Below are 12,817 nucleotides of genomic sequence, written 5' to 3' on the forward strand. Positions count from 1 at the left end.
TGATCCACGGCGGGCATTTCCCGCTGCTTGTCACCAATTACGGATGCGAAGCCGGATGGATATCCACCAAGAGAAGATCCTGATCCTGGATTTCGGGTCCCAGTACACCCAACTGGTCGCGCGGCGGGTGCGCGAGGCCGATGTCTACTGCGAGATCTACGCCTGGGATGCCCCCGAAGCGGCGATCCGCGAATTTGCCCCCGTGGGGGTGATTCTGTCCGGCGGCCCGGAGTCGGTGACCATCGACGACGGGCCGCGGATTCCGCCGGTGGTGATCGAACTGAGTGTGCCCCTGCTGGGCATCTGCTACGGCATGCAGGCGATGGCCGCACAGCTCGGCGGCGGTGTGGAAACCTCGGCCCAGCGCGAATTCGGTTATGCCCGGGTGCGGGCGCGTGGGCACTCCCGCCTGCTGACCGATATCCAGGACCACATCAACGAGCAGGGCCATGGCCTGCTGGATGTCTGGATGAGCCATGGCGATCGGGTGACACGGCTGCCGGACGGCTTCAAGTCGATCGCCGAGACTGATGGCGCACCGCTGGCGGGTATGGCCGACGACGAACGCGGCTATTACGGCCTGCAGTTCCACCCCGAGGTGACTCACACCAAGCAGGGCAGCCGCATCCTGGAACGCTTCGTGCGCGATATCTGCGCCACGACGGGTACCTGGCGCTCGGCCGATATCATCGCGGACCAGATCGAGCGGGTTCGTGCGCAGGTCGGGGAGGGCCGGGTGCTGCTGGGGCTGTCAGGCGGTGTGGACTCATCCGTGACCGCTGCACTACTGCACGAGGCCATCGGCGACCGGCTGGTCTGCGTATTCGTGGACAACGGGCTCCTGCGCCTGGGTGAGGCGGATCAGGTCATGGCCACCTTCGCCCAGCACATGGGGGTGAACGTGGTGGCCGTCAACGCCGAGCAACGCTTTCTCGAGCGGCTGGCCGGGGTGACCGACCCCGAGGTCAAGCGCAAGGCCATCGGCAACACCTTCATCGACGTGTTCGAGGAAAAGGCCGCCGAACTGGAAGGCATCGAATGGCTGGCCCAGGGCACCATCTACCCGGACGTGATCGAGTCCGCCGGGGCAGCCACCGGCAAGGCCCACGTGATCAAGTCACATCACAATGTCGGCGGGTTGCCCGAGGCGATGAAGCTCAAGCTGGTGGAGCCCCTGCGCGAGCTGTTCAAGGACGAAGTCCGCGCCATCGGGCTGGAGCTGGGTCTGCCGCGCGACATGATCATGCGTCATCCGTTCCCCGGCCCCGGGCTGGGCGTGCGCATTCTCGGCGAGGTGCACAAAGCCTACGCGGACAAGTTGCGGGCGGCGGACGCCATCTTCATCCAGAACCTGCGCGACGCCGATCTTTACGACCAGGTCAGTCAGGCCTTCGCCGTGTACCTGCCGGTGGCCAGCGTCGGCGTGATGGGCGACGGTCGTCGCTACGAGCACGTGATTGCGCTGCGTGCGGTGGAGACCATCGACTTCATGACCGCCCGCTGGGCGCATCTACCCTACGACTTCCTCGACGACGTCTCGCGCCGCATCATCAACGGCGTGGACGGCATCAGCCGCGTGGTCTACGACATCTCCGGCAAGCCGCCGGCGACTATCGAATGGGAGTAGGGGGTTGAGGCGCGTCCGGCAGGCCGGCTGAAGCCCGTTTTGGCAAGTCGCCTTTCGTTGGGATGCGACTGCCGATGGGCGGGTAACTTCGAGCTTGCGTCGCTAATAGACCGGATTCTCGTCCTTGTCCCGCTCGATTTTCGCGTAGGCCGAATGATTGTGGATGGACTCGAAGTTCTCCGCCACCACCACATACCGCCGGAATCGCTCGTCCTCGTTGAGCTTGGCCGCGATGTCGCGCACCAGATCCTCGACGAACTTCGGGTTCTCGTAGGCGCGCTCGGTGACCACCTTTTCGTCCGGGCGCTTGAGGATGCCGTAAAGCTCGGAAGATGCCTGGCTTTCGGCCAGTTCGATGAGTTCCTCCAGCCAGAAGAACTCGTCGGCCCGAACGGTGATGTTCACGTGGGAACGCTGATTGTGCGCCCCGTAGCGGGAGATCTTCTTGGAGCAGGGGCAGAGCGTGGTTACCGGGACCTGCACGTTGACGTACATGTCGCTGCTGTCGCCCTTCTGTTCGCCCCGGAACGTCACTTCGTAATCCATCAGGCTGGTCACGCCGGTGGCCGGCGCCGCTTTCTCGATGAAGTAGGTGAACGACATCTCGATGTCGCCGTTGTCGGCCTCCAGGCGCTGGGTCATCTCGTGCAGCATGTCGCGGAACGAACCCACGGTGATTTCGCGCTCGTGGCTGTTGAGAATCTCCACGAATCGCGACATGTGGGTGCCCTTGAAGTGATGGGGCAGGTTCACGTACATGCTGAAGGTGGCGACCGTATGCTGATCACCGCCCGACCGTTCGCGGATGCGCACGGGATGGCGGATGTCGCGGATGCCCACCTGATTGATGGGAATCCGGCGCGGATCGGGGCGGCCCTGGACGTCCTCGATGGGCTCGTCGTCCAGGTGGTTGATCTCCTGGGAAGCAACGGTCATGCAGTCACCTTGAATCTGGGGGAGACCGGACGGGCGCGACGTGCCGTCATCCGGTGTTCACAGTTTAACCGATCGGTTCAGGCCGGCACAAAGCGGTCAGCCCGGCGGCCACTCGAAACTACGTCCGGCCAGGATATGGAGATGCAGGTGGAACACGCTCTGGCCCACGTTCGCGCCGTTGTTGGTGACCAGGCGGAAGGCCTCGCCATAGCCCTCGGCGCGGGCGATATCGCCGGCCTTGAGCATCAGGTGGCCGAGCAGGGCCTGATCATCGGCCCCGGCGTCGGCGAGCTTTTCGATCGGCTTCTTGGGAATCAGCAGCAGGTGCAGCGGGGCCTGGGGATTGACATCGCGGAAGGCCAGGCACTGGTCGTCCTCGTAGACGATATCGGCGTCGATCTCGCGATTGATGATCTTGCTGAAAATGGTGTCGGCCATGGCTCGGCTCCCCAACGGTGGCATGCAGTCGCCGGATGGTAACGCGGGACCGCGGCGCATACCATAAGGCGCTGATATACCTTCGGTAACGCGAACGGGCGGGGGACAATGCGGTTGATCGAGATCACGGTGCCGGCGGGGGACGTCGAGCGTGTCACGGAACTGGCCCGGGCCCACGAGGTGCTGGATTGCTGGTGGCCGCAAGCTGGCGGCGACCGTCTGGGTGTTCGCATCCTAGTGTACGAGGAACAGCTGCAGGAACTGCTGGATGCGCTGCAGGGACCGGCAGAATCACGCGACTGGCGCATCATGCTGCAGATGCCCGAAGCGGTGCTGCCGCGCGAGGAGGCCGACAAGCCGCAGACCGCGAATGGCGGCGGCCGCAGTCGCGAGGAGCTGTTCCACGAGGTGGAGCGCGGCGCCCGCATGGATCTGAACTTCTTCCTGCTCACCGGGTTGTCGGCGATCGTGGCCGCGATCGGCATGGTCGAGAACAACGTCGCGGTGGTGATTGGCGCGATGGTGATTGCGCCGCTACTGGGGCCGAATATCGCGCTGGCCCTGGGGGCCTCGCTGGGAGATCGCCAGCTCATGACCCAGGCGCTGGCGGCCACCGGCGGTGGTCTGGTGCTGGCGGGTGCCATCGCTTTCGTGCTGGGTCTGATCATGGGCGGGGAATTCGAGCCGGTGGTCGAGTTGACCAGCCGTACGGATGTCGGCCCGGCCGGCGTGGCCATGGCCCTGGCCTCGGGGGCGGCGGCGGTTCTGTCGCTGACCACCGGGGTTTCCGCGGCCCTGGTGGGCGTGATGGTGGCGGTGGCACTGCTGCCGCCGGTGGCCGCAGTGGGACTCATGCTGTCCGCCGCGGACTGGCCGGCCGCTGCGGGTGCGGCGTTGCTGCTGGCGGTGAACATTGTCTGCGTGAATCTGGCGGCCAATCTGGTGTTTCGCTGGCAGGGGGTGCGGCCGCGCTGCTGGATCGAGGCCCGAGCCGCACAGCAGTCGGGGCTGATGGCGATGGGAGTCTGGCTGGTTTGCCTGATAGTGTTGTCGGCGGTGATCGGTCTGCGAATGGTGGTCTAGCCCGGCCGGTTTAGAATGACCACGACAGGGACTGCAGGCGTGGCACCACGGTGTATCGAATCGACCCGGTGGATCGGGGTAACGGGGAGCGAGTGACATGAAATATCTGGTTACCGGGGGCACCGGCTTCATCGGTCGGTTTCTGGTAGAACGCCTGCTCAAGCGGCGCGGGTCGCGGGTCTACGTACTGATGCGCAAGGCCAGCGCGGACAAGTACGACGCCCTGCGTGAACGCCTGGGCGTGTCCGAGGAGCGGCTGATCCCGGTCTGGGGCGACATCACCCGTCAGGGGGTGACCGATGCCGCCACCCGGCGGTCTCTGGCCGACGAGATCGACCATGTCTTCCATCTGGCCGCGGTCTACGACATGGGTATGTCGGATGCCGTGGCCGACCGGGTGAACAACGAAGGCACGCGCAATCTGGTGGATTTCGCCAACGAGCTGGGCGGTAATGTCCGCCTGCATCACATGTCATCGGTGGCGGTGGCCGGCGCCGAATTCGACGGCGTTTTCAGCGACGAGATGTTCGACGAGGGCCAGCCCCTGCGGCATCCCTATTACCGCACCAAGTTCCAATCCGAGAAGATCGTGCGCGAGCACGCCCGGGTGCCCTGGCGGGTGTACCGCCCCGGCATGGTCGTCGGCCACAGCGAAACCGGCGAGATGGACAAGGTCGACGGGCCCTACTACTTCTTCAAGGCCATCCAGACCATCCGCGACCGGGTACCCAAATGGATGCCGCTGCTGGGCATCGGTGGTGGCCAGATGCCGATCGCGCCGGTGGATTACGTGGTGGATGCCACCGATCGCATCGCCCACCTGGAAGCCGACAAATGGGACGGCCGGGCCTACTTCCTGTTGCAGCAGAAGGCGCCGTCGGCCGGCGGGATGCTGGCGACCTTCATGGAAGCCGCCCACGGGCCCAGTTTCGTGCGCCAGCTGCCCACCCAGGACATTCCGGCCGGGTTCGAGCAGACCTTCCGCCAGATTGCCGGTCGGATGCCGATGGCCCGCACGCTGGAAAAGCAGCTTTCATCGGCCCTGGGCGTGCCCCTATCGATTCTGGGCTATGTCAACAACCGCACCGAATTCGACGATCGCAACACCCGTAGCGCCCTGCGTGGCAGTAAGGTGAAGTGCCCGCCGCTGGCGGATTATGCCGAGACCCTGTGGCGCTACTGGGAACTGCACATGGACTACGACGTCAAGGTGCCCAAGCGCCTGATGACGCGGGTCCGCGGCAAGGTGGTGCTGATCACCGGGGCCTCGTCGGGCATCGGCTTCATCACCGCCAAGAAGCTGGCCAAGGGTGGGGCCAAGGTGTGCCTGGTGGCGCGCAATCCCGACAAGCTGGCCGAGACCCGGGAAATCATCGCCAAGATGGGTGTCGAATCCTGGACCTATCCCTGCGACCTGAACAAGATGGAAGCCATCGACGCGATGGTCGAGAAGGTCCTGGCCGACCATCACCACGTCGACATTCTGATCAACAACGCAGGGCGGTCGATCCGGCGCTCGGCGTTCGAGTCGTTCGAGCGGTTTCACGACTACGAACGCACCATGCAGCTGAACTATTTCGGTGCGGTGCGGCTGATCATGGCGCTGCTGCCGGGCATGGGCAAGCGCCGCACGGGCCAGATCATCAACATCTCCAGCATCGGCTGCCTGACCAACGTGCCGCGGTTCTCGGCCTACGTGGCCAGCAAGTCGGCACTGGATGCCTTCTCCCGCTGCATTTCCGGGGAGGTGGCGTCGCGCAATATCGATATCACCACCATCTACATGCCGCTGGTGCGCACGCCGATGATCGCCCCGACCAAGCTCTACGACTACGTGCCCACACTCACGCCCGAGCAGGCAGGGGACATGGTGGTATCGGCGGTGATCGAACGGCCCAAGCGTATCGCCTCGCCCCTGGGCACCACGGCCCAGGTCAGCTATGCGTTGTGGCCGAAGGTCAACGACTACGTGCTGAACAAGGCCTTCCACATGTTCCCGTCTTCGGCGGTGGCGCGGGGCAAGCGCCCGGGTACCGAAGAGGAAAAGCCTACCTTGCGCGGCATGGTGATGGCCGCGCTGCTGCCGGGCCCCTACTGGTAGGCAGTCAGGCGGGCCCGGTGCAGTGACCGGGCGTCAGGAAGCCTCGGCGGTGGCCACGTCCCGGCGTTCGGCCACGGCGCGGGCGAGTTCGGCCAGCAGCGGCTCGGTATCCGCCCAGGACAGGCATGCATCGGTCACGCTCTTGCCGTATTCAAGCTCGTCGGGCGCGCCCAGCGACTGATTGCCTTCACTAAGGTGGGATTCGATCATGGCGCCGAAAATGGCGCGGGATCCCGCCGAAATCTGGCCGGCCACGTCGTGCCCGACTTCCAGCTGCTTCCTGTGCTGCTTGCGGCTGTTGGCGTGCGAGAAGTCGATCATCAGGTGACCGGGCAGGCCGGCATTCTCCAGCTGCGCTACGGCGCCGGTGACGGCGTCGGCATCGTAGTTGGGGCCGTTGCTGCCGCCGCGCAGGATGATGTGCGTGTCCGGGTTGCCGCTGGTGGCGAAGATGGCCGAGTTGCCGGCCTTGGTCAGTGACAGGAAGTGATGCGGATGGTGGGCCGCGCCCACAGCGTCCACGGCCAGCTTGATGGAACCGCCGGTGCCGTTCTTGAATCCAACCGGGCAGGACAGGCCGGAGGCCAGTTCACGATGGCCCTGGCTTTCCGTGGTGCGGGCGCCGATGGCGCCCCAGGCCACCAGATCGGCCAGGTACTGAGGGGTAATCAGATCGAGGAACTCCACCCCGGCCGGCATGCCCTGATCGGCCAGGTCCAGCAGCAGCTTGCGCGCCAGATGCACACCCTTGTTGATGTGGAAGGAGTCATCCAGGTCCGGATCGTTGATCAGGCCCTTCCAGCCCACCGTCGTGCGCGGCTTTTCGAAATACACCCGCATCACGATCAGCAGGTCCTTGCGATAGGCATGGCGCGCGGCCATGAGCTTTTCCGCGTACTCTCGAGCGGCCGCCACATCGTGGATGGAGCAGGGCCCCACCACCACCAGCAGGCGGTCGTCCCGGCCCTGCAGGATGTCCTGGATCTGGGTGCGGGCGTTATGCACCGTTTCGGCGGCGGCGTCGGTGATGGGCAGTTCGTCAATCAGCGCGTCGGGGGTGACGAGCTCCTTGATGCCCTTGATCCGGAGATTGTCGGTTTCGTACATCATGATGAGCGTGGCAAGAGCGCGGTGCGCGGGTTCAAAGGCCGCGTATCCTAGCAGATTCGCGGGCCGCGCCGGACCGGCAATATGAAGTTGCCGGGCGCGGTCTTTACTCGATACGGAACCAATGCCGGCCTAGCCCGGAGATGATCCCAATGATCCTGACCCGCCTGTTGCTCGTGACCGGCATCGCCGGTTTGCTGACTGCTTGGTTCCTGCTGGATCCCGGTCGCTGGCTGGGCGGGGCCTGCGAGGGGCAACTGTTTTCCCTGGCCTGTCTGGACGCCCAGCGCGGAGCGATCGAGGGCCTGCGACAGGAGATGCCGCTGCTGCTGGCAGCCGGGTTCTTTGCCGTTTACGTGCTGGTCGCGGCCCTGTCGATCCCCGGTGCGGCAGTGATGACGCTGGCCACGGGGGCGGTGTTCGGGCTTGGCTGGGGGCTGCTGATCGTTTCGTTTGCCTCAAGCGTCGGCGCCACGCTGGCGTTCCTGACCGCCCGCTTCCTGCTGCGCGACGGGGTCCAGCGCCGCTTCGGTCGCCGGCTGGCCGCCATCAACCGCGGAGTCGAGAAGGACGGGGCGTTCTATCTGTTCGCGCTGCGTCTGGTGCCGGCGTTTCCGTTCTTCGTGATCAACCTGGCGATGGGGCTGACGCCCATCCGGATGGCCACATTTTATTTTGTCAGTCAGATCGGCATGCTGCCCGGCACCGTGGTGTACGTGAACGCCGGCACCCAGCTGGGCCAGGTGGAATCCCTGGGGGGCATCCTGTCGCCGGGTCTGATCGGTTCGTTCGTACTGCTGGGTCTGTTCCCGCTGGTGGCCCGCAAGGGACTGGAATGGTTCCGCAGCCGCCAGGCGCTGCGCGGCTACCGGCGCCCGGTTCGGTTCGACCGCAACCTGATCGTGATCGGCGCCGGCTCGGGTGGTCTGGTGGCGGCGTATATCGCCGCAGCGGTCAAGGCGAAGGTCACCCTGATCGAGCGTGATCGCATGGGTGGCGATTGCCTGAATACCGGCTGCGTGCCCTCGAAGGCGCTGCTTCGCACGGCCCGTTTCCTGTACGACGTGAAGTGCAGCGGGGACTTCGGCGTCCACACCGCCTCGGCGGATTTCGATTTTGCGCAGGTTATGGACCGCGTTCGCGAGGTGGTGCGGCGTATCGAGCCGCATGACTCGGTGGAACGCTACGAGGGCCTGGGCGTGGAGTGTCTACAGGGCAGCGCCCGGCTGGTTGATCCCTGGACGGTGGAACTCGACGACGGTCGGCGGCTCAGCGCCCGGGCCATCGTGCTGGCTACCGGGGCGCAACCGGTGGTGCCCCCGATAGAGGGCATCGATTCGGTGGCGGTGCTGACCTCCGACAATCTCTGGGAGCTGCAGGAACTGCCGGGACGTCTGGTGGTGCTGGGCGGCGGCCCCATCGGCTGCGAGATGACCCAGGCATTCGCCCGCCTGGGCAGCCGGGTGACCCAGGTGGAAATGCTCGACCGGCTGATGATGCCGGAAGACCCGGAAATCGCGGCCAGCCTGCGCCAGCGCCTGGAAGCCGAGGGCGTGGCGGTGCGCACCGGGCATCGTGCCGTGGCGGTGCGGCTGGACGACGGCCGGCAGGTGCTGGTCTGCGAGCATGGCGGTGAAACGGTGGAAATCGAATTCGACCGCCTGCTGGTGGCCGTGGGGCGCGCCGCGCGTCTCCAGGGTTTCGGGCTCGAGGATCTGGGCATCGAGGCGGATCGCACCATCGGCGTCAACGAATTCCTGCAGACCACTGTCCCAACCATCTACGCCTGCGGCGATGCCATTGCGCCCTACCAGTTCACCCACGTGGCGGCGCATGAGGCCTGGTTCGCGGCGGTCAACGGGCTGTTCGGCACGTTCCGGAAATTCCGGGTGGATTACTCGGTGATCCCCTGGGTGACGTTCACCGACCCGGAAATCGCCCATGTCGGCCATAACGAGACCAGCGCGGCGAGTGAGGGTATCGAGTACGAGGTCACCACCTACGGCATCGACGATCTGGACCGGGCCATCACCGACAGCGATGCCCGAGGCGTGGTCAAGGTGCTAACCGAGCCCGGCACGGACCGGGTGATTGGCGCCACCATCATGGGCCCGCACGCCGGCGAGCTGATCGCCGAATTCGTGACTGCAATGAAGCAGGGGATCGGCCTGAACAAGATCCTCGGCACCATCCACGCCTACCCCACCTATGTCGAGGCCAACAAGTTCGCGGCCGGCGAGTGGAAACGCGCACATGCGCCGGCGTGGGCACTCGCATTGCTGTCGCGGTTGCATGCCTGGCGCCTGTGATCCCGCGCCGGTGCTGACTCCGGTTGGTCGTTGACCTGCCGATGACACGCGCCGGTTGGACAATCGCTATTTCTCCGAGGAGGATGGAGGGGCCGGGTGGATTCGTTGCTGAACGGGCCGCCCGGCTGCACGGAGGAATCCGGTCCGCCTTGAGGGCGAACCGGGCCGTGCCGGAGGAGCGATAACAACCGATCAGGAGCGAACGCCAATGAGCATCAAGTCTTTTGTTGAGTCGTTGAAAGGCGGCGGTGGAGGCGCAAGTGACGTGTCCATTCATCCGGCCATCGATAACGGCATCAAGCCGGGATCGGACAATTTTCAGGGCGGCAGCCTGCTGTGCCACTGTTCCAGCAATCCCGTGAAGGTGTCGGTCGGCGCGCAGACCGCCCACAACCACGCCTGCGGGTGCACCAAGTGCTGGAAGCCCGAGGGAGCGAGATTCTCGCTGGTGGCCGTGGTTTCCCGCGATGCGGTGTCGGTGGCCGAGAACGGCGACAAGACGGCGATCGTGGATGAGAGCGCCCCCATTCAGCGCCACGCCTGCAAGGAGTGCGGGGTGCACATGTTCGGTCGCATCGAGAATACCGACCACCCCTTCTACGGGCTGGATTTCGTGCACACCGAGCTGTCGCCGGAGTCCGGCTGGTCGGCCCCGCAGTTTGCCGCATTCGTGTCCTCGATCATCGAGTCGGGGGAGAATCCGGACAACATGGACGCCGTGCGCACCCGGCTGCGTGAGCTCGGGCTCGAGCCATACGACTGCCTGGCGCCGCCGCTGATGGACCTTATCGCCACCCACACGGCGAAAAAGTCCGGCGCGTTGCCGGCCTGATCCGGGCCTTACAGGTCAGTCCTCGCTGAACGGGGCCGGCGCGCGAGCGTCGGCCCCGTTTTCGTTGCAGCACACAGAAAGCGGCGTCTGGTTCCGCTTTCGACGTAGAATCCGCGCCCATGATGGCGCTTGTTCTCGCGGGTATCGCGCTGGCGGCGGCCACGCTGTCCGGCCTCACCGGGCTTGGTGGCGGCACGTTGCTGATCGCGGCGCTGTACGCGCTGGGGTTCACGCCGGCCATGGCGGTGCCGCTGCATGCGGCGGTTCAGCTGGTATCCAACGCCGCCCGCGTGGTGGCCTATCTGCCCCATGTGCGGTGGTCGGGTTTCGGGCTGTTTCTGGTGGGGGCGCTGCCCGCGCCGTTCGCGCTGGCGCCGCTGGTCGTCGCGGCGCCGGCGGATGTGGTGCGTATCACGATGGCCGCATTCCTGCTGCTGGCCCTGGTGCCGGGATGGCTTGCACGGCTGCGCCTGGCCGGCACGCCGGGACTGGTGGTGGCGGGGGTGCTTTCGGGCGGTCTGGGCACGGTGGTCGGCGCCACGGGGCTGATAATCGCGCCGTTCTTCCTCGACCGCAGATGGCCGAAGGAGACCGTCATCGCCACTATGGCGGTATGCCAGGCAGCGGGCCACGCGGCCAAGATTCTGGCCTTCGCGGTGGCAGGATTCGGGCTGGGCGGGCAGCTGGACCTGCTCTGGCCAATGGCCCTGGCAGTGGTGGCGGGCACGGCGCTGGGACGCTGGCTGATCGGGCTGGTCGACGAGAGCCGCTTCCGCTGGCTGGTGAAGATGATTCTGCTGGTGCTGGCGTGTCAGTTGGGTATCGACGGCGCGATCGGGCTTGTGCAACAGGGAGGAACGCAATGAGCGAGGTAAGCCCCGCCGACATCGAGCGGATGATTGCCGACAACGTCGACCTGGCGGAGGGCTTCCGGTTCGAGGTCCTCGACCTGGCCGATGGCGCGCGGGTCAAGCTGCACTACAACGACCGGATGCTGCGCCTCGGGGGGACGATTTCCGGGCCGGTGCTGATGATGCTGGTCGATACGGCCATGTACGCAGCGGTGATCGCCCACGCCGAGCACGGGCAGTACGGGGTGACTAGCCATCTGAACATCGAGTTCCTGCGTCGCCCGCCGCCGGCCGCTCTGATCGCGAAGGCCAGGCTGCTGCGCGTGGGCCGCCGGCAGGTAACCGGCACCGTGGTGATCCACAGCGAGGGCGAGTCGCGCCCGGTGCTGCATGCCACCGGCGGCTATGCACTGTTTCCGCCGGTGCGCGGTGCCTGACTACCAGTCGCCGGCCGCCCGGCGGGCAATGTCGTTGGCCGGGCGGGCCAGTAGTCCCGACGCGGTGGCCCGGACCTCGTAGCGGGCCCCGTCACGCATGGGCAGATAGGTGGCGCTGCCGTAACTGGCATCCACCATCGGCAGCCAGGCCGGATGGCGCTCGGCCCAGGTCCAGAGATCCAGGCCGGCGTCGTCGGTTAGCTGGTGCACGCTGCGCAGGCGGTACTGTTCGTCCTCGGCGGTGCGATAGCGGCCGGTCAGCCGTTCCAGCCGGTAGCGCGGTTCCAGTCCGAACAGCACCAGCGGCGTGTGCCATTTCAGAAACCTGGCATCCAGCTGCCACTGGTCCCCGGCCAGTTCGTAGACCCGCGCGGGCGCCTCGGGCAGTTCCAGGCGGGCGCGAAACCGCTGGTCCGCGAGTTGCTCGAACGCGAGGGTGGCAACCGGATGCTCCGCGCTGAGCCGCTGATAGGTCAGCAGATTGAAACCGATGGCGCCAAGAAGGGCCGCGAGGCCCAGGCTGGTGCATCCGAACAGACCATTGCGCAGCGCCGCTCCCGGGCGTCGGCGTACGCGGGCACCGCCCAGGGCGAGAAAGAACAGGCCGACGGCCCCCAGCAGGCCGATAATGAAAACGGGATCCGGCATCGCAGACCATTCGAGGTGATCGCGGGTCGAGTCTACACCGGGTGCGGCCCTGGCCGGTCAATCCGGGGTCGCACCGGTCAGGTGCTTCAGCCGGTCGCGCAGGGTAGCGGCGTCCAGCCCGTCGATGATCAGCGTCTTGACGGGGGTGGCGGCGCCGCGGCTGATTCGCACGTCAGCCGGCGATAACGCCAGCTGTTGGGCAATCAGCGCGATCACGGCGACGTTGGCTTGTCCCCTATGGGCTGGCTGGCGTACCCGGAGCTTCAGCCGATGACCCAGCCAGCCCGCAATTTCGGTGCGCGAGGCGCCAGGCACGACCTTGACCGGCAAGGTGACAGTTCTGGCCTGTTTCATGCTTGGTATTGGTGCGTCCTGATTCGTTGCCCGGCCGTATGCGGTAGGCTGGCACCTGATGCGGCCCGGTGCCCACACGGGAGTTGCTCGAATG

The 12,817-nt window shown here is 65.9% G+C and carries 12 protein-coding genes; 7 read left to right on the forward strand and 5 right to left on the reverse strand.

The features are described from left to right. Positions 1-55: 55 nt before the first annotated feature. The gene (gene guaA, locus RM532_RS05355; RefSeq protein ID WP_311652140.1) at positions 56-1,627 is read left to right on the forward strand and encodes a glutamine-hydrolyzing GMP synthase; all 1,572 of its coding nucleotides are present in this window, start codon (positions 56-58) and stop codon (positions 1,625-1,627) included. A 102-nt stretch (positions 1,628-1,729) separates the two neighbouring features. On the opposite strand, the gene folE2 is transcribed toward guaA, so the two are convergent. Together folE2 and RM532_RS05365 are read right to left on the reverse strand one after the other, a co-directional pair. Continuing rightward, positions 1,730-2,563 carry a GTP cyclohydrolase FolE2 gene (gene folE2 / locus RM532_RS05360; protein WP_311652141.1) on the reverse strand — a complete coding sequence of 278 codons (834 nt, stop codon included), beginning with the start codon at positions 2,561-2,563 and terminating at the stop codon, positions 1,730-1,732. Positions 2,564-2,659: 96 nt separating this feature from the next. Continuing rightward, a complete protein-coding gene (locus tag RM532_RS05365; protein WP_311652142.1) occupies positions 2,660-3,001 on the reverse strand; it encodes a histidine triad nucleotide-binding protein in 342 nt (113 codons plus the stop codon). Positions 3,002-3,109: 108 nt separating this feature from the next. Here RM532_RS05365 and RM532_RS05370 point away from each other — a divergent pair, with 108 nt between their 5' ends. Together RM532_RS05370 and RM532_RS05375 are read left to right on the forward strand one after the other, a co-directional pair. After that, a complete protein-coding gene (locus RM532_RS05370) occupies positions 3,110-4,084 on the forward strand; it encodes a TIGR00341 family protein (protein WP_311652143.1) in 975 nt (324 codons plus the stop codon). 97 nt (positions 4,085-4,181) lie between these two features. Continuing rightward, positions 4,182-6,185 (forward strand): SDR family oxidoreductase, encoded by a 2,004-nt coding sequence (locus tag RM532_RS05375; protein ID WP_311652144.1) that lies wholly within the window; start codon positions 4,182-4,184, stop codon positions 6,183-6,185. A gap of 33 nt (positions 6,186-6,218) precedes the next feature. Here the strand turns inward: RM532_RS05375 and RM532_RS05380 are convergent, their stop codons facing one another. After that, complete coding sequence (locus RM532_RS05380) at positions 6,219-7,295, reverse strand: 3-deoxy-7-phosphoheptulonate synthase (RefSeq protein ID WP_311652145.1); 1,077 nt, start codon at positions 7,293-7,295, stop codon at positions 6,219-6,221. 149 nt (positions 7,296-7,444) lie between these two features. Between RM532_RS05380 and RM532_RS05385 the strand changes: the two genes are divergently transcribed. From RM532_RS05385 to RM532_RS05400, 4 genes are all read left to right on the forward strand, one after another. After that, positions 7,445-9,601: an FAD-dependent oxidoreductase gene (locus tag RM532_RS05385; protein ID WP_311652146.1), complete on the forward strand. Its 2,157-nt coding sequence runs from the start codon at positions 7,445-7,447 to the stop codon at positions 9,599-9,601. A 208-nt stretch (positions 9,602-9,809) separates the two neighbouring features. Then, entirely contained in the window at positions 9,810-10,433 is a 624-nt protein-coding gene (gfa, locus tag RM532_RS05390) for an S-(hydroxymethyl)glutathione synthase (RefSeq protein WP_349255271.1), read from the forward strand. A 119-nt stretch (positions 10,434-10,552) separates the two neighbouring features. Beyond that, positions 10,553-11,299, forward strand: a complete 747-nt coding sequence (locus RM532_RS05395; protein ID WP_311652148.1) for a TSUP family transporter — start codon at positions 10,553-10,555, stop codon at positions 11,297-11,299. Further along, positions 11,296-11,721 (forward strand): PaaI family thioesterase, encoded by a 426-nt coding sequence (locus RM532_RS05400; RefSeq protein ID WP_311652149.1) that lies wholly within the window; start codon positions 11,296-11,298, stop codon positions 11,719-11,721. The genes RM532_RS05395 and RM532_RS05400 overlap by 4 nt, the downstream gene beginning before the upstream one ends. Here RM532_RS05400 and RM532_RS05405 read toward each other — a convergent pair whose 3' ends face one another. Together RM532_RS05405 and RM532_RS05410 are read right to left on the reverse strand one after the other, a co-directional pair. Continuing rightward, a complete protein-coding gene (locus tag RM532_RS05405) occupies positions 11,722-12,369 on the reverse strand; it encodes a hypothetical protein (RefSeq protein ID WP_311652150.1) in 648 nt (215 codons plus the stop codon). It abuts the gene before it with no gap. A gap of 57 nt (positions 12,370-12,426) precedes the next feature. After that, positions 12,427-12,723: a DUF167 domain-containing protein gene (locus RM532_RS05410; protein WP_311652151.1), complete on the reverse strand. Its 297-nt coding sequence runs from the start codon at positions 12,721-12,723 to the stop codon at positions 12,427-12,429. Positions 12,724-12,817: the final 94 nt, after the last annotated feature.

The organism is Spectribacter hydrogenoxidans, from assembly GCF_031846275.1.
Lineage (GTDB): Bacteria > Pseudomonadota > Gammaproteobacteria > Nevskiales > Salinisphaeraceae > Spectribacter > Spectribacter hydrogenoxidans.